Source organism: Dysgonomonas gadei ATCC BAA-286, assembly GCF_000213555.1.
GTDB classification, from domain to species: Bacteria; Bacteroidota; Bacteroidia; order Bacteroidales; family Dysgonomonadaceae; genus Dysgonomonas; species Dysgonomonas gadei.
This window is the reverse complement of sequence record NZ_GL891986.1, coordinates 193,401-211,712: the sequence shown is the minus strand read 5'-3', so window position 1 is coordinate 211,712 and position 18,312 is coordinate 193,401. Positions and strand designations below refer to the sequence as shown.

The following is an 18,312-nucleotide window of genomic DNA, read 5'->3' as shown; positions in this document are numbered from 1 at the left end:
CATACAATCAATATTACTTCTTACTCCGTTTTAACGCTTCCAGATTCCGTTTCAGTCCGCTATACTTTGCCCGTTTCACTGCCGAACCTTTAAAAATAATCTGATATTCTTCAACATTCAGATTATCGAGCCTCTCCAAAGACAAATCCAGAAAAGCCTGTGACGGATTAAATTCCTCAGTCTTATGTGGCCTCGAATAACGGTTCCAGGGGCAAACCTGCTGACAAATATCACATCCGTAAAAACGGTTGTTCAGATTAGGTACAATGGTCTCATCTATCTCTCCCTTATTTTCTATAGTCTGATACGAAATACATTTGTTGGCATCTACGACCCTGGGTGCAACAATTGCTTTTGTAGGACAGGCATCAAGACACCGTGTACAGTTACCGCAAGAGAGGGACAAAGGCTTGTCATACTCTAAATCCAAATTAAGGATTAATTCTCCCAAAAAGAAATACGATCCTCTTTTGGGAATAATAAGCAATGAATTCTTACCAATAAATCCTAATCCGGCCTTTGCTGCCCAATAGCGCTCCAGCACCGGAGCGGTATCAACAAAGGAGCGTCCTTCGGCTGATGGGTTTAATGACTTAATGAAATCAAAAAGCTGTTGCAACTTAGCTTTTACCACATCGTGATAATCTTTCCCGTAAGCATAGTATGCAAACTGTGGATTTTCTTCCGGCGACTTTGTTCCCGGGTAGTAATTTAATGCCACACATACTATCGAACGGGCATCTTCGACTAACAAAGCTGGATTGCATCGTTTGTCCTCATTACGAGCCATATAGTCCATTCCTGCATAAAATGAATTATCAATCCAGTTTTTATAACCTTCCTGATTTTCCAAGTCTACTTCTTCGGCACGGCAGATACCGCAGGCATCGAAGCCAAGCGTCAGGGCATATTCTTTTATTTGAGCAGAAGTTATCAAACCTTCCTGTCATTTTTCACGTTTATCAACCCGCCTTGTCCCAAAATAATCGAATGCAGTGGGATCTACATATATTTCTTCCTTAGTATTCTTGTTCCTGAAGACGACAAAGTCATGATCTTTAAACCAGCCATCCTTGGCATCCTTATGCATATTGTTTCCAAAGAGATATAGTTTCCCTTTTTTGGGTTTAGCTTCCCATTCCTTATCCATTCCGAAACGCTTTATCAGATAATTACCCACAGCAGCAGTAAATGAAGCATAGCCAACATAATTAGCACCGCCATTCTCAAAAGCTTTATGAGGCTCGCTGTCATTATACATTGCCGAAAAATCAAGAGCATCACCCGTTATATCCAACGATAAATCAATGATGGTTTCTATATCTATATTTGCATCCAGCGACTCATCGTTTGGCAGGCTCTGATTGATATAGGAAGCCAGCTTCTCATCCTTTATATCATATGATTTTCGTCCTCCCGCATCTTCATATTTTACAACCATCCGGTAAACACTGCCCTTCAGGAAAAAAAGCAGTATAATAACGATTACCGCAGATATAATCACCGTGTAAACGGTATTTTTCTTATTCTTTTTCATATATAATTGTATATTATAATCTTACTCTCAAAAAAGTAACAAAAGTAACACTATTTATCAATATTGATCCTGTTACTTTCTGTACGATACAAGACAAAAATAAACATTTAACTTACAACCTATTGCACCTGTTACATTCTGCCTGTTATTTTAACTTAATACAGTCGGGAAGCCATTTGTATTTAATATTTATTCACTATATATAGTTAAAAGGTAACAAAAGTAACAGAGAAAACAATTAATATTTAAGAATGATAAATTAATAATTAGCTTATCATGTTGAGAAGAGCGGGGCATCCTGTTTATAAAAAACTCCGTGTTACTCCTTTTACTCTGTGTTTAAATAAAAAGTAACAAAGGTAACACTTATTTCAGTAAATAGTAAGCAACTTATTTCTCGTATCTTGTCTGCTTTTCTCAGGGGGCCTGTCAATATTTCAAAGAGCTATAAGCTAACCACCAAAGGCTATCAGCTCTAATTATATAGATAAACTTTCTTAAAAAATATACCGATATATTTGCTTAATCCTGTTATCCTGTTATTTTTGAAAGAGAGAATATATTTTATGAGTAATATTTACTAATCAATAAGCGATGGAGAATAAGGCTCTTCTATTATTTTTCTTGTATTAAGTAATCTTTCAGAAGTTAACACGTTAGTCAATAGGTAAAACAAATATATAATGATACACAAATACTTGATCTTTACAATAACTTTAATGATCAGCATTTCTTCACTTTCGGCACAAAACGGAGTGTCGGCAAAACTTATTCCGGTAGAAGTCGAATCGGCTGATATCATAGCCCCACAATTTCCGGGAGGAGAGGCCGGATTATATAAGTTTATCGAAAGTAATACCAGATACCCTTATCTTCTGTTAAAAATAGATATGGAAGGCGATCTCGATATAAAATTCAATGTAGATAAGAACGGAGTTGTACAAGATGTTGAAATAACGAGGGGATTTGATCCTGTTGCCGACGATGAAGTAATACGTATGGTAAAAGCTATGCCCAGATGGATTCCTGCCACCCATTCGGGCCAGCCTGTAAAAATGGATCAGAAATTGACTATTAGCTTCAAAGCCGATGACAATTTGAAGAAGAGAGCAAAAGAACAACGTGAAAAAGAACCGAATGATAATTTTTATATTGGTTCTCTCATAATAAATGAGACGGATCTATCCGGAATCGATTCCGGAGAGGTTGCCCCTGGTGTAATTAGCCAATCAGATACCTTGTTAAACCGGTCGCCTCAGTTTCCCGGTGGAAAGGATGCTTTGGAGGCATATCTGAAGTCTAACCTGAAATATCCTAAGCGGGCTATTCAGATGGGGATAGAAGGGCGGGTTATATTTAATATATTAATCTCGGAACAAGGGGAGATATCCCGGATAGCCCTATTCAAAGGTATATTCCGTGACTGTAACGAAGAGGCATTTTACCTTATAAAGAAGATGCCTAAATGGATTCCAGGTCTTAAAGATGGTAAGCCTGCACCGATGGAAGTAATGCTGCCTATTCCTTTTGTATTACCGAAGTAATTTTTTTCCCGGAAAGAACGAACTTTCCGGATGTTTCTTTGTTCTATGTACTGTAACTATTATAATAACAGTATATGAAAGTATTAGAAAGAAATATAGATTTAGGATTACTTATCCTCAGGTTGAGTGTCGGTGTATTGATGCTGATGCATGGAATAGCCAAATTGATGCACGGCGCAGGTGGTATAGAACAGATGCTCGAAGCCAGCGGGCTGCCGGCTTTTATCGTTTATGGGGTATATGTAGGGGAGGTAATAGCTCCGTTATTTATTATATTCGGTTTTGGCACGCGTATAGCAGCAGCTATATTTGCGTTTAATATGCTTGTAGCTGTGGGAATGGCGCATAGTGCAGATATCTTTACAGTTAATGAAGCGGGTGGCTGGACTATCGAGTTGCAGGCTTTATATTTCTTTGGTGCAGTAGCTTTGATTTTTACCGGTGGTGGTAAATATGCACTTAGCAACAAGAAACTTTGGGATTAAAATTTGTAGTCTTTGATATATTACGGCTGATACATGAGGTGTCGGCCGTTTTTGTATCTTATAATAGCTTAAAATAGACATTATTTACTTAAATTTGGATTCGGATTATTGGTGATAACCACTATGGGTAAATAATCATATTATTGTAAGAATATAAAACACGGACCCCGATAAAAGATACAATAAATGCCTTCTATAAGAAGGAAAAAGTAAAATGTTAAACATAATTGCATCTTTCGTGTTAAATATATTGAAAATAGAATCACATAACTTGTAACCGATCAAATTTCTGTATTTATGACTATAAAAGAAAAATACTGGCAATATTCCCTGATTATTATTATCCTTTTTATGGGAGTGATTCTCTTTCATTATTTTTCACCGCTTTTTAGCGGGATATTAGGAGCATCTACCGTATATATTTTGGTGAGGAAACAAATGTTTTACCTGACCGGGAAGAAGAAATTCGGGAAGAATTTAGCGGCTTCGCTCATATTGGTTGAGGTGGTTATGTGTTTTCTTATACCTCTGGCCATTGCCGTGTGGTTGCTGATTCAGGAATTGCAGGGGATAAACTTAAATCTTACCTCGTCTATAGAATCTGTCCAGGAAGTAATAGCCATGGTGAAGGAGCGCACGGGTTACAATATATTGAGTACAGATAACCTGGTGAGCGCTGCCGCCTATCTGCCTAAGATCGGACAGATACTTATCGGTAGTGTGAGCAGTTTTGCCGTCAATTCGGTAGTAATGTTATTTGTTCTCTATTTTATGTTGATCGGAGGTCCGCAAATGGAGGCTTACCTGAATGACTTATTACCATTCAATAATGAAAATAAGAAGGATGTGTTGCGCGAAATAGATGTAATGGTAAAATCGAATGCCATAGGTATTCCTTTGCTGGCATCCATACAAGGTATTTTTGCGACGCTCGGTTATATCATCTTTGGAGTTCCCGATCCTATTCTTTTCGGGTTTCTTACATGCTTTGCCACTATTATTCCTATCGTGGGAACTATGTTTATCTGGTTGCCACTTGTTATTTATATGGCTATTACCGGGGATTGGTTGAATGCGATCGGCCTGACGGCTTACTCATTGATTGTTATTTCTAATGTCGATAATCTGCTGCGCTTTATCCTTCAAAAGAAGATTGCAAATACGCATCCGCTGATTACCGTATTTGGTGTTGTGATAGGATTGCCCGTCTTTGGGTTCTGGGGTGTTATCTTTGGCCCGTTGTTCCTGTCAATGTTTATACTGTTGGTCGATATCTTCAAACGTGGCTATCTCGACAGTGGTAAGTAGGGATTTTTCTTGAGACATATACATTTTAATATAACCAGTCATGAAAAAAACACTATTTCTGCTTATTGTAAGCATCATATTCTGCACAAGCGTATTTTCCCAGCAGGCTTTATGGGGAGGTTCCGAAGTTGTTTCTCCGGAGGCACATGGGAACAATACCGTAACTTTCAGGTTGCATGCGCCTAATGCAAAGGAAGTAAAAATATCAGGAGATTGGCTGCAACAGCCTGTGGCTATGAATAAAGATGAAAAAGGCCTTTGGTCATATACGACCGGGCCGCTTCGTTCCGATCTTTACAGTTATTCTTTCTGGGTAGATAGTTTGAAGACGGATGATCCAAGCAATGTTTATATCAACAGGGATGTCTCCACCCTTTCCAATATATTTATAATTGGTGGAGGAAACGGTGATCTATATAAGGTAAATAAAGTTCCTCACGGTTCCGTGACACGCCGGTGGTATTCTTCTCCGGGAAATGATATGGAGCGCAGGATTACAATCTATACGCCTGCCGGATACGAAACCGGTAAGGAAAAATATCCGGTGCTGTATCTGCTTCATGGCATGGGGGGTGATGAAGAGGCATGGATGGCTCTCGGTCGGACTTCCCAGATACTCGATAATCTGATCGCACAAGGTAAAGCAAAACCGATGATAGTGGTAATGACAAACGGGAATGTTGCTCAGGAAGCAGCACCCGGAGAATCGAGCCTTGGCTTTTACAAGCCGTCTTTCATGCTTCCGCACACAATGGATGGAAAGATGGAGGAGACCTTCAAAGATGTGATACGTTTTGTGGAAGACAGTTACCGGGTTGTAAGCGATAAATCGGGTAGGGCAATAGCGGGCCTTTCGATGGGTGGTTTTCATTCCCTGCATATTTCCCGATATTATCCCGATACGTTCGATTATATCGGTCTTTTCTCTCCTGCGATTAAGCCGCGGCCGGATGTAGACTCTCCTGTATATAAAGATATCGATACTACGCTGGAAACTCAGAATAAGAATGGGGTAAAGCTATATTGGATTGCTATAGGAAAAACGGATTTCCTATATAAGGATGTAACCGATTACCGTGCTAAACTGGACAGCCTCAAATTCAAATATATTTACCATGAGAGTGAAGGCGGGCATACATGGAGCAATTGGCGTGATTATATGATAGAATTTATTCCGCAACTATTTAAATAGATAGTGTGGGTAGAGATCGATAGGTCTGTGACCTAAAAAATAAGGCTTGAGATTCTCAAGCCTTATTTTATATATCTAAACTTAATACTATATTAAGCTTTTGCCTTAGCTTTAGCTTCAATGTCAGATAGTTCGTTCGCTAATTTTCCTGCTACATCGGCTGTCACTTCATTGATCTTTTTTGTACCTTTTCTTACTTCCTGTCTTGCGCGTACTCCGGCGCGTAAGGCTTTGCTCTTACCTACGACAAGAGTATGATCCAATTCGGCTTTAGCTTTACCTGTAGCGTTATTTACTCTGGTGCGCAATTCTTCGCGGGTTTCTTCATCCGATAATTTAAGCGCTGCATACACTCCCAGTGCACCGACAGCAAGTCCCAATATAAAACCTTTCATAATGATATCTATTTTATGAATTAGTAATTTTCTTATTAACAAATATAGGATATTTATTAAAATAACAATCAAATAAAGGCTATTGTTTATCCTTAAATAACTAAATTGTTAAAAAAACATTTAGGCTATAAATTTTTATCAATAAGGTTTTATTATATGATTATAATAGCCAGACCTATACCAAGTACTATGATGAAAATGGCTCCTATTCCGGTCAGGATGCGGGCAGTCTTCCTTCCGAACATATTGACCAATCCATCGATTTTTTTCAGATTGTATGTAGTGGTATTTACGTCTCCAAACATCCAGTTCCAGTCGAAAATACATGTCAGAAGAAAGAATATGCCTACTGCTATACAAAAAAGAGGAAGTATAACCGGATATTGATTGTAATAGTCTTGTACTGTGTCTTTAAGGTTATCCATTAGAAAAATATCTATTATTTCTTTTTACTAAAAATACCGCTAAATAGGGGGAAAATAAGTATGATGGGAATAAATTTTACAGGAATATCGAAAAAGAAATGAGCGAAGGCAAATCCTATCATCAATATAATAGTAATAAGAAGCGCCCACTGCATAAAACCCCAATTGCCATTCTCACCCTTTTTATCGTTCATTTGTATTCTTACTGTAGCTTTTTGTACAAAACTAGCAAATATTCTCTTAAAAATATATATTTCCCGATGAAATGTGTATTTTTAACCTAAAAACATATTTATAATTCAATATTTTACTATATTTGCTGCTGTGATTGATTTTTATACTGAATGAGAGAGTTGCTAAGTTAAATTTTAAAAGCGGATAGTATGGAATTTAAAGACAGGTTGAAGCATTTATTGGAGAAAGAGGGCGTCACCGCTTACCGTATCTGGAAAGATACAGCGATAACTAAGGGTACAATCGCCAATTATATAGAAGGCAAGACGAATCCCAATAAGTCAAATATTGCCATCTTGGCTGCATATTTTAAAGTGAATGAAGAGTGGCTTGCCAATGGGACAGGCTATATGAACCGTCCTGAAAAAGTGCGGGGCGAAGAGCCATACCTTACCACTAAGTCAGGATTGAAGTATTACGAAATGTCGAACGGAAAGTATCGTATGCGGGTACCTTTTATTCCTGTAAAAGCGTATGCCAAATATATCGACGATTGCCGCGACGTGGAGTATGTAAGCGATGAATTCGAAGAATTTGACTTTATTGTAGACAAGATAGGGCATGGCCGTTACTTTGCTTTTGAGATAAAAGGCGATAGTATGGACAATGATTCGAAACGCAGCCTCAGTAATGGCGATATTGTCCTCGCCCGGGAGTTAGGCAAAGAACATTGGCGCAACAAACTGCATACCGAAGATTTCCCCAACTGGGTAATCGTCCTTAACAACACGATACTCTGCAAGCAAATAATCAGCCAGGATTTGGAGAAGGGTACTATCGCCTGTCATTCCCTGAACCCATCACCGGAATATACCGATTTCGAGCTTAAGCTCGATGATGTTTGCCAGTTGTGCAATATTGTGCAGCGGATGTCCAGCTCTTTTTAAAAAGAGGAATATCTATAGGGATATTTTTTTCGTGTAATCCTTTAAGTCAGGGAAGAACTCATTGTAGCTGTCAGCTATTTCCTTATAATGTTTTTCAAAATCGGTGAATATATGCGCATTATCGGGCAAATAAGCTGCCCGTTGTTGCAACCGGTCGAAGCTGCGCTCTATCATCCAGTTGTAACGGTAGTTGAAAAACCAGTCCTCGCTTTTCATATACATAAACATACTGCAGAATTTTGATGGCAGAATTTCAGCATATTGCTCAATTTGCGAATAGCATTTCGCAGCGAATTCTTTCCAGCCTTCTTCCGGTTCACTCAATTCATCTAAAGCCAGAAAATGGTCGTACGAGACATCCAGAAAAGGGCCTGCATATTTATGAGCCGATGACCGGAATACCTCCATTGCCCGTAAAGTAACAGGATGGCTGTCGGTGTATGCGTCAATGTGCCTGTGTATATGTATTCCATGCCGTATCCGTTCGGGATATTGCTCTATTTGCTTACCTTTTACCAAATCGGCAATCATATTTCCGATCAATATATCAGGGTCTCCGAACGACAGGTATGCATGTGCCAGAAAATTCATGTCTTTGTACTTTACGAATGAGACGCAAAGATAGTGTTTTTATCGGCACAATAGCTCATAAAAAGAACTCCTCCGGTTAAGAGGGGGTTGGGTGGCTGTTTTTATTCATGCTTCTTTTTCAGTTTGTTTACAGCTGATTCCAGTGATTCGGTAGGTTCTATAATGTTGAAATCCTCCCAGAAATTTTTATCGGAGAAATCACTGACTTTATCAGATAAGGACTGATTTTGTTTAAATGCCAGTTTGTTCGGTATATTGGCTACATCTTCCTCCTTGCGGTCAGTTACTACCATTTCGGAAACCACTTCGTAGTTGGTTGAGAAGAAAAAGAAACGCTTTTTCCAATCACATTTAAACCGGATATCATTACGAATATAATTGAGATAACTACGTCCTTCCCGCTCTCTGTATGTCACTGTGAATGATATCTCTTCCGGCTTGAAGTGTAGTTTTGGCGGTTTTTTTATCAGTATTGCCTGTGTGGCTTTATCGCGGTCATCCATATTCAGGCTGAATTCTGCCCTCGAAAAAGCAAGAGTTTGTTTGTCTATATAATATTTTCCATAATATAAGGCGTATGGGAGGATCAGGATGGGTTTAAAACTGATAACATAATGAAGCCGTTCATTTATCATCACGCTCTCTTCCATTGTATAGCTATAATAGTCCAGAGTCTCGGTGTCCAGTAAAATATCATCTGTATTTTTTACAATATCCAGATAAACAGCCAGGGTAGGACCTCCGAGAAGTTTTACCACGAGTGTATCGCTGGGTTTCGGGCTAATCAACTTTCGGCCCTTGAATATTTGTACTTTGTCTTTTCGTATGTCTTCTTTGTAAGAAGATTTATAAATGTCGATAACCGCTTCGGAAATATTAATGTAATTTCTTCCTTTTCTTACTGTTTCCCGGTAAAATCCTGTCAATAAATTCGGCTGAAGGCTATAGTTATCCCCGATTTTTTGAATAGCTACTTTTACCAGTTCACGCGGATTTGTCGGGTGTACAACTACTTCCGACAACTTGTTCTCATTTGCCGTAAGCAATATTGTCACGTTGTTCATATTCCTGCCGTCAATAGGCAATGTGTAATTTATATATCCGATATGGGATATCTCTATCGATTTTGCATGCGCTTTATCTTTTATTTTGATTGTAAATTCTCCGTCGGCATTCGTGATAGTTCCGATATTCGTACCTGGAACGGAAACGCTTACATACTCTATTTTCTTTTTAGTGCGTTTATCTTTCACTACCCCGCTTATAGAGGTGTAGTCCATACCGACCTGTGCCCATAATGGAATTGCAAAAAAGAGAAACAGGAGCAATATGGCTGAATTTGCAGTAGGTTTATGATTTGTTTTCATATTTTTCAGCTATTCGGTTAAGTATCAGATTCCTGCTTATATAATATTAAACATATAAGATTGCCTTAATGTTTAAATCTTGCCGTGAGTTGCATCGTGTTTATTCTGACTAAAAGATAGTGAAAAAGTATCAATTAAATGTAGTGTTTGTCGAAAATTTTTAATCCATAGTAAAGGGTTCTTTTAAACCGCCTTCTGTTTCGGAATAGGATTAATTAAAATCCTTTTATCTATACAGGCTTGATTTTGTAGTTGAGGTCTGTGTGAGGATAGGTAAATAATGGTATATTATCCTTTGGGGAGGCGATAATGTTACTTTTTTTATTTATATTTGCAATCTGGGACATTATGTTTTGATAACATCACAATATTGAATTATAATAGAATAGGAACAAATCTTTCGGTACATCGCGAAACAAGGCTATAACAAAACAATTTTAGAGGAATATCCAAATGGAATTATTATATCCACAGGAACATCTCACATGCTATAATTACGAAAAAGGGGAAAGACCTACAATCGAAAAAATTAATGTAAAAAAAGGGCAGAAATGGAAAATATTTTCTATTGATAATAAAGCCTTTTTTATGCAGTTGGGAAGTATACGTTTTTCTTTTGGAGAATTTACGGAAAGAACCATTACCAGAGGTAAAATAATGCTGATTCCTTCGGGTAGCCAGATGGATTGCTATGCCGAGGACGATTGTACTTTTATTATTATTCGTTTACATAATACAAAGCAGCTGTGCGATTGTTTTTCTTTAGATGTTTTACTTCAGGAAAAAACTGATGATTTTGAGCCGGATTTATATTACTTAGATATAAATGAAAGAGTGGAATCTTTCCTCTCGTTTTTGGATATTTGTATGACTGACGGCTTGAAGTGTACATATTATTTCGAGTTGAAAGCAAAAGAATTCTATTTCCTTTTGCGCGCCTATTACGAGAAACCTGCCCTTTTAGCTTTTTTCTATCCCCTGCTCAGCAAAGATATTTCATTCTCTGATCTGGTTATAAAAAACCACTATAAAGCCAAGACTGTTCAGGAGTTGGCAGATATGACACATTATAGTCTTTCCGGTTTTCAAAAACGATTCAAGAAAGTATTTGGCGTTTCTGCATATCATTGGATGAAAGATGTGCGCTCAAAATCTATATATCATCAGATAAACAGTACCGAGAAATCATTTAAAGAAATAAGTGATGAGTATGGGTTTTCTTCACCTTCCCATTTTAACGACTTCTGTAAAGTCCATTTTGGTACCACTCCAGGCAGAATCCGTCGAAAAAAAGCTGCGACAAAAGCCTGATTTAACAAAAAGGCACGAATTCTGTAAAAGCGGGTATTTTTATGTAATGATAAAGGCCTATAATTCCTTACATTTGTAATGTAAATATATGAGGAAAATATATTTATTTAAATGAAAACCTGAATAGGTTGTAGTTTAACTCTATTATTGTGTAGTTTTGTAAAGTTTGTGTTAAGGTTGGAAAGTCTGCGAAGGGAATTTGCGGACTTTTTACATTTTTATATATTAATCAAATTATTATTCTTGGTTCATTTCATAAACTAAAATTATCTCATAACTTTTGTTTAAAGTATTTTTCTGCAATATATCTTTATCTATAATAATGAATATTTTGAGATGTATCTATTTATTATAGTATCCACAACTAAAAAGTAATGGGTGAGACCAATGTGGTACGAAGGTCACATTCATCGGTGAATATGAATGGTAAAAAGAGCTTCATTTACCTGTAAAATAATAAAGGAACAAAAGTTTTCAACAGAGTTTTTTATTCCATCATATTCTGTAAGATTATTATTATCTTTGTTTGGATAATGAGTTATAAATTACATAATATTTAGCGTACATCTTAACATATAGGGATTAAAGACTTATAAACTCTGGGTATTCCTTTAAAGTAGATTTTATAGAAATGAAATATATATCGGTTTTTTGTGGTTCGTCATCAGGAAACGAGAGCGTTTTTGCAGAACAGGCAATATTGTTAGGAAAAAGAATAGCCCGCAGAGGATACGGCGTTATCTATGGAGGCGCACATGTAGGCCTGATGGGTGCTGTAGCCAATGGTGCATTGGAGGAAAATGGAGAAGTGATTGGTGTAATACCAGAATTTCTTAAACAAAAAGAATTAGAGCATAAAAGAATAACCAAAATGCATATCGTAGAGACGATGCATGAGCGTAAAGCTTTAATGAGCGAACTCAGTGATGCCGTAATAGCATTGCCCGGAGGCTACGGTACAATGGAGGAGTTGTTTGAGATGCTTACATGGGCACAATTAGCCCTACATAAGAAACCAGTAGGATTACTTAATACATTAGGATATTATGACCCTTTGGTGGCTATGTCCGAAAAGATGATAGAGAAAGGGTTCCTGAAAGATGAATATAGGGGTATTATGATAGTGGAAGATAATGTAGATACATTATTAGATAAGATGGAATTATTCGTGCCCCTCAAAAATGATAAATGGTTCGAGGTAAAATAGGACGGTAGCGACCGCAATTTAATTAACACAACTTACAAACAAATAGTATGAGAACAATTTTTTTTATTGTACTCTTATTGCTCGTTGCAGCAATGGGGTATGCTCAAAAACAGGAAGCTAAGGCAGGCAGGCAGCGCATCGAAAGAAATAAGAATATACAAACCAAAAGTGGCTACAACTACTTTATGCTCGATGTTGTAAAAGATGTGGATGTAGTTTATACGGAGTATGAGGAACTGATACAGAGGGTATGGGATAATGAAGTCAATCTGAATTTGCAAAAGACCTCGGTTACTCCGCTTAAAGAAATAAATAATATCCGTACCGAAATAGTAAATATGCCGATATATCAGGGTGGGCTGGAATACCGTAACTCTGTACTTGATTATCTGGAGGCAGTAAAACAAAAGATAGCGGTATTGGAAAAATTTGGTATCCTCGGGGCTGATGCCAATTCCGATATACAATTATATTACGAGACGAGCCGTAAATTTCAGGAGGCGGACAACGTTACTATAGATAAACGGAATAAGGTGAGAAGGCAGAAGACGATTTATGAGCGCACTGCCTATGTTGAATAATTAATAATATGAATAATGGCATTAAACATAGGGGATAAGATCCCGGATATATTAGGAATAAATCAGGATGGGGAAACCGTTAAATCCAGCGACTATGCGGGACAAAAATTAGTACTCTATTTTTATCCTAAAGACAGTACACCCGGGTGTACTGCTGAGGCATGTAGTTTCAGGGATAATTTCTCGAAGTTGCGTAAGGCCGGATATCAGATACTTGGAGTAAGTGTAGATGATGAAAAGGCGCATAAAAAGTTTATAGAGAAGCAACAGTTGCCGTTTCCACTTATTGCCGATACTGATAAAAAGCTGGTGGAGGCATTCGGTGTATGGGGCGAGAAAACGTTTATGGGACGTAAATTTATGGGAACCTTCCGTACAACATTCCTTATCGATGAATCGGGAGTTATCGAGCAAATAATAGGCCCAAAAGAGATAAAGACAAAAGAGCATGCGGAGCAAATATTAAAACAATTATAAACAAACCAAAAGAAAGAAACCAATAATGGCAGAAGAGAAAGAAAAGAAAGCGGCGCCGAATACAGAGAAGCTTAAAGCTCTGCAGGCTGCAATGGATAAAATAGAGAAAAGCTACGGTAAAGGATCGATAATGAAAATGGGAGATGATAAGGTGGACGAAATTTCTGTCATTCCTACAGGTTCTATCGCGTTGAATGCGGCTCTTGGGGTAGGAGGGTATCCTCGTGGCAGGGTAATCGAAATATACGGACCTGAATCTTCCGGTAAAACAACATTGGCTATACATGCTATCGCCGAAGCTCAGAAAGCCGGAGGTATAGCTGCATTTATTGATGCAGAGCATGCTTTCGATCGTTTCTATGCAGAGAAATTGGGCGTAGATATTGAGAACCTCTATATATCCCAACCCGATAGTGGAGAGCAGGCCTTGGAGATCGCAGAACAGTTAATCCGTTCGTCGGCTATAGATATCGTAGTGATAGACTCTGTGGCAGCACTGACCCCGAAGGCTGAACTCGAAGGTGAAATGGGTGACTCTAAAATGGGACTTCAGGCTCGTCTGATGTCTCAGGCCTTACGTAAGTTAACGGCAGCTATCAATAAAACCAGTACCACGTGTGTATTTATCAACCAGTTGCGTGACAAAATCGGAGTTATGTTCGGTTCGCCGGAAACAACAACCGGAGGTAATGCCTTGAAGTACTATGCTTCTGTGCGTCTCGATATCCGTCGTATCGGCCAGCTAAAAGACGGAGATGAAGTGAAAGGTAGCCAGACCCGTGTGAAGGTAGCGAAGAACAAGGTTGCCCCACCATTCCGTAAAGCTGAATTCGACATCATGTACGGAGAGGGAATCTCCCGTTCCGGCGAGATTATCGACCTCGGTGCCGAACTAGGGATCATCAAGAAGAGCGGATCGTGGTATAGCTACAATGATACAAAGCTGGGACAAGGACGTGAAGCGGCAAAGGATATGGTAAAAGACAATCCGGAACTTGCCGAAGAACTCGAAGGCCTGATATTTGCAGCATTGCAGGCAAAAAAATAACGAAACCAATAAGTTATTAGATAAAGAAGTCCCGGAGAATTACTCTCCGGGGCTTTTTATTGTTTATTTTTTGTTACTGCTGTTCATCACTTTTTGTACGTCTTCTGCCGTGAAAGTACCCATGATACGGATGACCGTACATTCTTCGGGTTCGTTGACGAACATTATCAGGTCTTTGAAGTTATCCTTCTCCTTGCGGGCATAGAAAGTTATATTATCGCCTTTATCTTTGATGGCCATCAGGGTCTCGTATGTTTTACTCTTTGTAAGCCCTTCAAATTCCATTCTGATGAGTTTTGCCGCCTCTTTGCTTTGGCTGCTGTATATTTCCAGTTGTTCGAGTTTGCCGGCCAATGATTTTATATCGGCACCTCCCGCTCCAACATCCATCTTCGGCATCATATTGAGCAATGCTTTGGATATATAGACTGTGGATATGTCCTTGTTATCCGAAAGCCTGTCGAACATATTGTTCTGCGAATGCATAGTAGCAAAACCGGTCAGGAGTAATATTGCTGTAATGAGTACTTTTATTTTCATGATTCTTTATCTTTTTTGCGATTAAGCGTTTTGTTTAATATTTCATTTGATTTGTCAAGGCTTGAAGATACTACAGCCAGTTGATCTACTCCTTTGTTAAAGTTAGAAGACAACAATATAAGCGCGTCTTCCGCTTCTTTCAGGGCTTTCTTGTCCGCTTCACTCAGGTTATCGGCAGTTTGTTGTTCAGGAGTTGTAGGCGGTTGGCCTGTATCCGGCTTATTGTTGAAATAGAATGTGACGGAAATCAGCAAGGCTATACAAGCTGCGGCACTCCCGACCCATCTCAGCAGATGTTTTCTCTTAGCCACGGTTTTTATCTCAGTATTCTTTTCTTCTTTCGAAGCAAGTTCGTCGATGAGATTCTCCAGTTTCGAATCCAAAGCCGGAGGTACGTCTATCGGCTCTGCCTGATACATACTGAGAAAAACTTCTTTCTCATCCAGTAATTCTTCGGCTATGTCTTCACTGCTAAAATATTTCAGCAATATCAGCTCTTCTGCGACAGTTGTTTCACCGTTGTAGAAAGCATCCAGCATTATTTTTATTTCGTCCGTTTTCATCACTGTTGTATTTTTATGAATTGTTCGCGTATCGTTTTCCTGGCCCTTGAGAGTATCACTCTAATGTTTCCCGGACTGATTCCCGTTATCTGTTCTATTTCTTCATCCGAATACCCGTCCCAATGTTTCATTATCATAACTTGGCGTTGCTGTTCAGGCAACTTGTTTATCAGTTTTTTTACCCGTTCGGCTTCATCCTGTATTTCTATCTGTTTGACCAAAGAAGCTGTTTCGGGGATATCGGAGTCATAATTGGTATGATAATCGTTTTTCGTTTTCCGTAGATGATCCAGGCATGTGTTCCGGAGTATGATAATAGAGAAAGCTTCGGTATTTTCTATATCCTGCATATCCCCGCGTTTGTTCCAGAGTTTTATAAATGTTTCCTGAACTATGTCTTCGGCATTTGCGGCATCCTGTACAATACGATAAGCTATTCGATACAATTTCTGATGATATGGTAGAAATACTTTTTTAAAAGTTTCTGCATCCATCTATTTCTTGTTCTTTGCCTGTTCTTTAACTATATCTTCCAAATCGGATTGCTCCAGTCTGCCACTCATTTTTACCAAAACGATATCTTCTTCATCCATGACCAAGATATATACATCGGATACTGTTTCCCCGTTTCTTTTAGCGATGATGCGTACATTATCTTCACCGTCTTTGACTCTTACCAGTGTGGAATATATATCATCATCTCTAAATGAGTTCAAATTGTCCAGTACCATATTTCTTATATCGGGAGCATCCTCCTCCAATGTGACCACCTGTATGGAATCTATCTTCTGCATAAACGAAGGCATTTTCGATTTCAATTCCCCTGTCGGGTCCTGAGCCTGTGCCATGGAAGTGCCTAGCATGGCTTTGTCTACTACCTGACGTTGTGCCTTTTCGTTTTTTGCCACTTCTTTCATCAGTCCGTCCAGATCCTGAGCTGTTGCAATATGGCTTCCTGCTAATATTAGGATAAAAAATACTATAAACTTTTTCATAAATCGATTGTGTTTTACTTTGCTAAGGTCGCAGACCTATTTGTTACTTTTATATCTGCAACGGCAATAATTAGTTATGATTCAAAAATATTGGATTAAATACCTTCTTTTTTATATTTATTTGTCGTACTTGTTTACCAGTTCGGCAATGTCATTATCTTTTATTTTTCCCGAAAACCGGATTATGGTAGGGTCTTGTTCGTCCATACACAATATTATCATTTCTTTGATGGTGTCTTTGTCTTTCTTCACCATTATGCGTACCCCATCGCTTTTATCCTTGGCATAAATAAGGGTTTCATAGCCTCCGCCGTCTTTCAGTTTATTGAATTGTTTCGCTAAATCTTTTTTCAGGCCATTATCACAAGACGATAAATCATATATTTCCATAGAATGTATCCCCCTTGCTACCGGCATGTCGCCTACACCACCAAACGCTTTGCCCAGAGACATCATAAACTTTCCGATTTTGACTTTCTCTATATTCTCGGTTTTAGATACTTTTTTCAATAACTGGTCTATATTTTGTGCCGGAGCAGCCAGTATAAAACCGAAAAGTAATACTAAACAAAATAAATATTTTTTCATAACAGTTCCTATATAAAAGTTAGTAAATTAATGATAGATGTGCGCTTTCATCTGTTTTCAAATACTAAGACGGAACAGGTTGAAAATTTGTTACAATAAAAAGTAAGAAAAATGTCATCAGTCATCAGTTAACAACTTGTACCTTGTACTTGGTTTACTTGTATCTCATATAACTTTTTACTTACTACTTACTACTTACTACTTTTCACTTGTTAAAATCTGACACATCTGACACTTTTTTTAATTTTTTCGGTTGTCATATTTTTCTTCTTTTTGTGCTCGGCTTTTCTTTTTTGTGAAGAAGTCAGTACTTTCATATCCCTTTCTATATGTTCGTTTTTGGGGGGATACTCTATGATGGTCTCCGCACAGGTTTCCAATATTTCTTCCACCGGATTCAGAATAATTTCTTCTTCCGGTACTTCTCTTTTCTCTAAAGTTTCGGGTTCACTCTTCATAATGCATTCTTTAGCGGCTTTCTCTTCCCTTCGGGACTGTGAGGGGCTTTTATCCTGCCTGTCCAGCAGCATCTTTATTGTACGAAGATCGGGCGGGCATTCTTTCTTCGTAATTGTCTTTTGCTTGAAAATAATTTTACCTGTATGTTCATCGGAGACATAAATATCTTTTTCTACTGTTGTGTAATATCCTTCAAGTTTCTTTCTAAGCGAAGCCTGTACCATCGTCATCAGTTCGGCTTCACGGTGCGCTACCGCCTGTTCCACTTCTCTACGGAAATCGCCTTTGGTATTCATCCAGCAATAAAATGTCTCCCGGCTGATGCCCGTTGCCTTACATACCTGCGATACGGTGAAAAACTCGTCTTCAATCAGGTTTACAATCTTTTCAGTCAATTCTGTATTATACTTCGTCATAACCGTTTATTGGTATAGATAAACGGGATTTATATTTATACAGGATTTTAATATTTTAGAGCAAGGAAAAACAATTGATCCTTCTTTTGCTTCGTAACACACAGACGAGACGTCTGCACGAGTGAGCGGAATATTGATGTTGGAGTTAATTTTCTATTATGC

General features: G+C 38.3%; 23 protein-coding genes. 10 read left to right on the top strand and 13 right to left on the bottom strand.

Annotation, left to right across the window (positions count from 1 at the left end; translation table 11 throughout):
• Positions 1 to 13 precede the first annotated feature (13 nt).
• A complete protein-coding gene (gene queG / locus HMPREF9455_RS14780) occupies positions 14 to 937 on the bottom strand; it encodes a tRNA epoxyqueuosine(34) reductase QueG (protein ID WP_006800531.1) in 924 nt (307 codons plus the stop codon).
• Between the two features lie 9 nt (positions 938 to 946).
• Positions 947 to 1,537, bottom strand: coding sequence for a hypothetical protein (locus tag HMPREF9455_RS14775; protein ID WP_006800530.1), 591 nt, complete (start codon positions 1,535 to 1,537; stop codon positions 947 to 949).
• Between the two features lie 683 nt (positions 1,538 to 2,220).
• Here HMPREF9455_RS14775 and HMPREF9455_RS14770 point away from each other — a divergent pair.
• The 4 genes from HMPREF9455_RS14770 (at position 2,221) to HMPREF9455_RS14755 (ending at position 6,066) form a co-directional block, all read left to right on the top strand.
• Positions 2,221 to 3,081 carry an energy transducer TonB gene (locus HMPREF9455_RS14770; RefSeq protein ID WP_044216392.1) on the top strand — a complete coding sequence of 287 codons (861 nt, stop codon included), beginning with the start codon at positions 2,221 to 2,223 and terminating at the stop codon, positions 3,079 to 3,081.
• A 74-nt stretch (positions 3,082 to 3,155) separates the two neighbouring features.
• A complete protein-coding gene (locus HMPREF9455_RS14765; RefSeq protein WP_006800528.1) occupies positions 3,156 to 3,566 on the top strand; it encodes a DoxX family protein in 411 nt (136 codons plus the stop codon).
• A 297-nt stretch (positions 3,567 to 3,863) separates the two neighbouring features.
• The gene (locus tag HMPREF9455_RS14760; RefSeq protein WP_006800527.1) at positions 3,864 to 4,874 is read left to right on the top strand and encodes an AI-2E family transporter; all 1,011 of its coding nucleotides are present in this window, start codon (positions 3,864 to 3,866) and stop codon (positions 4,872 to 4,874) included.
• 40 nt (positions 4,875 to 4,914) lie between these two features.
• The gene (locus HMPREF9455_RS14755) at positions 4,915 to 6,066 is read left to right on the top strand and encodes an esterase (RefSeq protein ID WP_006800526.1); all 1,152 of its coding nucleotides are present in this window, start codon (positions 4,915 to 4,917) and stop codon (positions 6,064 to 6,066) included.
• A 92-nt stretch (positions 6,067 to 6,158) separates the two neighbouring features.
• On the opposite strand, the gene HMPREF9455_RS14750 is transcribed toward HMPREF9455_RS14755, so the two are convergent.
• From HMPREF9455_RS14750 to HMPREF9455_RS14740, 3 genes are all read right to left on the bottom strand, one after another.
• The gene (locus HMPREF9455_RS14750; RefSeq protein WP_006800525.1) at positions 6,159 to 6,461 is read right to left on the bottom strand and encodes a hypothetical protein; all 303 of its coding nucleotides are present in this window, start codon (positions 6,459 to 6,461) and stop codon (positions 6,159 to 6,161) included.
• 152 nt (positions 6,462 to 6,613) lie between these two features.
• The gene (locus HMPREF9455_RS14745; protein WP_006800524.1) at positions 6,614 to 6,886 is read right to left on the bottom strand and encodes an immunity 17 family protein; all 273 of its coding nucleotides are present in this window, start codon (positions 6,884 to 6,886) and stop codon (positions 6,614 to 6,616) included.
• A 14-nt stretch (positions 6,887 to 6,900) separates the two neighbouring features.
• A complete protein-coding gene (locus tag HMPREF9455_RS14740) occupies positions 6,901 to 7,080 on the bottom strand; it encodes a hypothetical protein (protein ID WP_006800523.1) in 180 nt (59 codons plus the stop codon).
• A 189-nt stretch (positions 7,081 to 7,269) separates the two neighbouring features.
• Between HMPREF9455_RS14740 and HMPREF9455_RS14735 the strand changes: the two genes are divergently transcribed.
• A complete protein-coding gene (locus HMPREF9455_RS14735) occupies positions 7,270 to 8,007 on the top strand; it encodes a LexA family transcriptional regulator (protein WP_006800522.1) in 738 nt (245 codons plus the stop codon).
• A gap of 12 nt (positions 8,008 to 8,019) precedes the next feature.
• Here HMPREF9455_RS14735 and HMPREF9455_RS14730 read toward each other — a convergent pair whose 3' ends face one another.
• Together HMPREF9455_RS14730 and HMPREF9455_RS14725 are read right to left on the bottom strand one after the other, a co-directional pair.
• Positions 8,020 to 8,598 carry an acyl carrier protein phosphodiesterase gene (locus tag HMPREF9455_RS14730; protein WP_006800521.1) on the bottom strand — a complete coding sequence of 193 codons (579 nt, stop codon included), beginning with the start codon at positions 8,596 to 8,598 and terminating at the stop codon, positions 8,020 to 8,022.
• A 101-nt stretch (positions 8,599 to 8,699) separates the two neighbouring features.
• Positions 8,700 to 9,965 carry a carboxypeptidase-like regulatory domain-containing protein gene (locus tag HMPREF9455_RS14725; protein ID WP_006800520.1) on the bottom strand — a complete coding sequence of 422 codons (1,266 nt, stop codon included), beginning with the start codon at positions 9,963 to 9,965 and terminating at the stop codon, positions 8,700 to 8,702.
• Between the two features lie 453 nt (positions 9,966 to 10,418).
• Between HMPREF9455_RS14725 and HMPREF9455_RS14720 the strand changes: the two genes are divergently transcribed.
• The 5 genes from HMPREF9455_RS14720 (at position 10,419) to recA (ending at position 14,589) form a co-directional block, all read left to right on the top strand.
• On the top strand, positions 10,419 to 11,276 hold the full coding sequence (locus HMPREF9455_RS14720; protein ID WP_006800519.1) for a helix-turn-helix domain-containing protein: 858 nt from the start codon (positions 10,419 to 10,421) through the stop codon (positions 11,274 to 11,276).
• A gap of 631 nt (positions 11,277 to 11,907) precedes the next feature.
• Complete coding sequence (locus tag HMPREF9455_RS14715) at positions 11,908 to 12,483, top strand: LOG family protein (protein WP_006800518.1); 576 nt, start codon at positions 11,908 to 11,910, stop codon at positions 12,481 to 12,483.
• A 47-nt stretch (positions 12,484 to 12,530) separates the two neighbouring features.
• A complete protein-coding gene (locus tag HMPREF9455_RS14710; protein WP_006800517.1) occupies positions 12,531 to 13,064 on the top strand; it encodes a hypothetical protein in 534 nt (177 codons plus the stop codon).
• A gap of 15 nt (positions 13,065 to 13,079) precedes the next feature.
• On the top strand, positions 13,080 to 13,541 hold the full coding sequence (gene bcp / locus HMPREF9455_RS14705; protein WP_006800516.1) for a thioredoxin-dependent thiol peroxidase: 462 nt from the start codon (positions 13,080 to 13,082) through the stop codon (positions 13,539 to 13,541).
• A 25-nt stretch (positions 13,542 to 13,566) separates the two neighbouring features.
• Positions 13,567 to 14,589: a recombinase RecA gene (recA, locus tag HMPREF9455_RS14700; RefSeq protein WP_006800515.1), complete on the top strand. Its 1,023-nt coding sequence runs from the start codon at positions 13,567 to 13,569 to the stop codon at positions 14,587 to 14,589.
• 63 nt (positions 14,590 to 14,652) lie between these two features.
• Here the strand turns inward: recA and HMPREF9455_RS14695 are convergent, their stop codons facing one another.
• From HMPREF9455_RS14695 to HMPREF9455_RS14670, 6 genes are all read right to left on the bottom strand, one after another.
• Entirely contained in the window at positions 14,653 to 15,129 is a 477-nt protein-coding gene (locus HMPREF9455_RS14695) for a DUF4252 domain-containing protein (protein WP_006800514.1), read from the bottom strand.
• Positions 15,126 to 15,692 carry a hypothetical protein gene (locus tag HMPREF9455_RS14690; protein ID WP_006800513.1) on the bottom strand — a complete coding sequence of 189 codons (567 nt, stop codon included), beginning with the start codon at positions 15,690 to 15,692 and terminating at the stop codon, positions 15,126 to 15,128. Before HMPREF9455_RS14690 ends, HMPREF9455_RS14695 begins: the two co-directional genes overlap by 4 nt.
• Positions 15,692 to 16,186: an RNA polymerase sigma factor gene (locus HMPREF9455_RS14685; protein WP_006800512.1), complete on the bottom strand. Its 495-nt coding sequence runs from the start codon at positions 16,184 to 16,186 to the stop codon at positions 15,692 to 15,694. The genes HMPREF9455_RS14690 and HMPREF9455_RS14685 overlap by 1 nt, the downstream gene beginning before the upstream one ends.
• The gene (locus HMPREF9455_RS14680; RefSeq protein WP_006800511.1) at positions 16,187 to 16,687 is read right to left on the bottom strand and encodes a DUF4252 domain-containing protein; all 501 of its coding nucleotides are present in this window, start codon (positions 16,685 to 16,687) and stop codon (positions 16,187 to 16,189) included. It lies immediately after the preceding gene.
• A 117-nt stretch (positions 16,688 to 16,804) separates the two neighbouring features.
• Positions 16,805 to 17,275, bottom strand: a complete 471-nt coding sequence (locus HMPREF9455_RS14675; RefSeq protein WP_006800510.1) for a DUF4252 domain-containing protein — start codon at positions 17,273 to 17,275, stop codon at positions 16,805 to 16,807.
• A 212-nt stretch (positions 17,276 to 17,487) separates the two neighbouring features.
• Positions 17,488 to 18,150, bottom strand: a complete 663-nt coding sequence (locus HMPREF9455_RS14670; protein WP_006800509.1) for a helix-turn-helix transcriptional regulator — start codon at positions 18,148 to 18,150, stop codon at positions 17,488 to 17,490.
• Positions 18,151 to 18,312 lie beyond the last annotated feature (162 nt).

Coding starts and splice junctions, on each gene's coding strand:
- HMPREF9455_RS14775 (WP_006800530.1), bottom strand. CDS start 1,537: ATGAAAAAGAATAAGAAAAATACCGTTTACACGGTGATTATATCTGCG.
- HMPREF9455_RS14770 (WP_044216392.1), top strand. CDS start 2,221: ATGATACACAAATACTTGATCTTTACAATAACTTTAATGATCAGCATT.
- HMPREF9455_RS14765 (WP_006800528.1), top strand. CDS start 3,156: ATGAAAGTATTAGAAAGAAATATAGATTTAGGATTACTTATCCTCAGG.
- HMPREF9455_RS14760 (WP_006800527.1), top strand. CDS start 3,864: ATGACTATAAAAGAAAAATACTGGCAATATTCCCTGATTATTATTATC.
- HMPREF9455_RS14755 (WP_006800526.1), top strand. CDS start 4,915: ATGAAAAAAACACTATTTCTGCTTATTGTAAGCATCATATTCTGCACA.
- HMPREF9455_RS14750 (WP_006800525.1), bottom strand. CDS start 6,461: ATGAAAGGTTTTATATTGGGACTTGCTGTCGGTGCACTGGGAGTGTAT.
- HMPREF9455_RS14745 (WP_006800524.1), bottom strand. CDS start 6,886: ATGGATAACCTTAAAGACACAGTACAAGACTATTACAATCAATATCCG.
- HMPREF9455_RS14740 (WP_006800523.1), bottom strand. CDS start 7,080: ATGAACGATAAAAAGGGTGAGAATGGCAATTGGGGTTTTATGCAGTGG.
- HMPREF9455_RS14735 (WP_006800522.1), top strand. CDS start 7,270: ATGGAATTTAAAGACAGGTTGAAGCATTTATTGGAGAAAGAGGGCGTC.
- HMPREF9455_RS14730 (WP_006800521.1), bottom strand. CDS start 8,598: ATGAATTTTCTGGCACATGCATACCTGTCGTTCGGAGACCCTGATATA.
- HMPREF9455_RS14725 (WP_006800520.1), bottom strand. CDS start 9,965: ATGAAAACAAATCATAAACCTACTGCAAATTCAGCCATATTGCTCCTG.
- HMPREF9455_RS14720 (WP_006800519.1), top strand. CDS start 10,419: ATGGAATTATTATATCCACAGGAACATCTCACATGCTATAATTACGAA.
- HMPREF9455_RS14715 (WP_006800518.1), top strand. CDS start 11,908: ATGAAATATATATCGGTTTTTTGTGGTTCGTCATCAGGAAACGAGAGC.
- HMPREF9455_RS14710 (WP_006800517.1), top strand. CDS start 12,531: ATGAGAACAATTTTTTTTATTGTACTCTTATTGCTCGTTGCAGCAATG.
- bcp (WP_006800516.1), top strand. CDS start 13,080: ATGGCATTAAACATAGGGGATAAGATCCCGGATATATTAGGAATAAAT.
- recA (WP_006800515.1), top strand. CDS start 13,567: ATGGCAGAAGAGAAAGAAAAGAAAGCGGCGCCGAATACAGAGAAGCTT.
- HMPREF9455_RS14695 (WP_006800514.1), bottom strand. CDS start 15,129: ATGAAAATAAAAGTACTCATTACAGCAATATTACTCCTGACCGGTTTT.
- HMPREF9455_RS14690 (WP_006800513.1), bottom strand. CDS start 15,692: ATGAAAACGGACGAAATAAAAATAATGCTGGATGCTTTCTACAACGGT.
- HMPREF9455_RS14685 (WP_006800512.1), bottom strand. CDS start 16,186: ATGGATGCAGAAACTTTTAAAAAAGTATTTCTACCATATCATCAGAAA.
- HMPREF9455_RS14680 (WP_006800511.1), bottom strand. CDS start 16,687: ATGAAAAAGTTTATAGTATTTTTTATCCTAATATTAGCAGGAAGCCAT.
- HMPREF9455_RS14675 (WP_006800510.1), bottom strand. CDS start 17,275: ATGAAAAAATATTTATTTTGTTTAGTATTACTTTTCGGTTTTATACTG.
- HMPREF9455_RS14670 (WP_006800509.1), bottom strand. CDS start 18,150: ATGACGAAGTATAATACAGAATTGACTGAAAAGATTGTAAACCTGATT.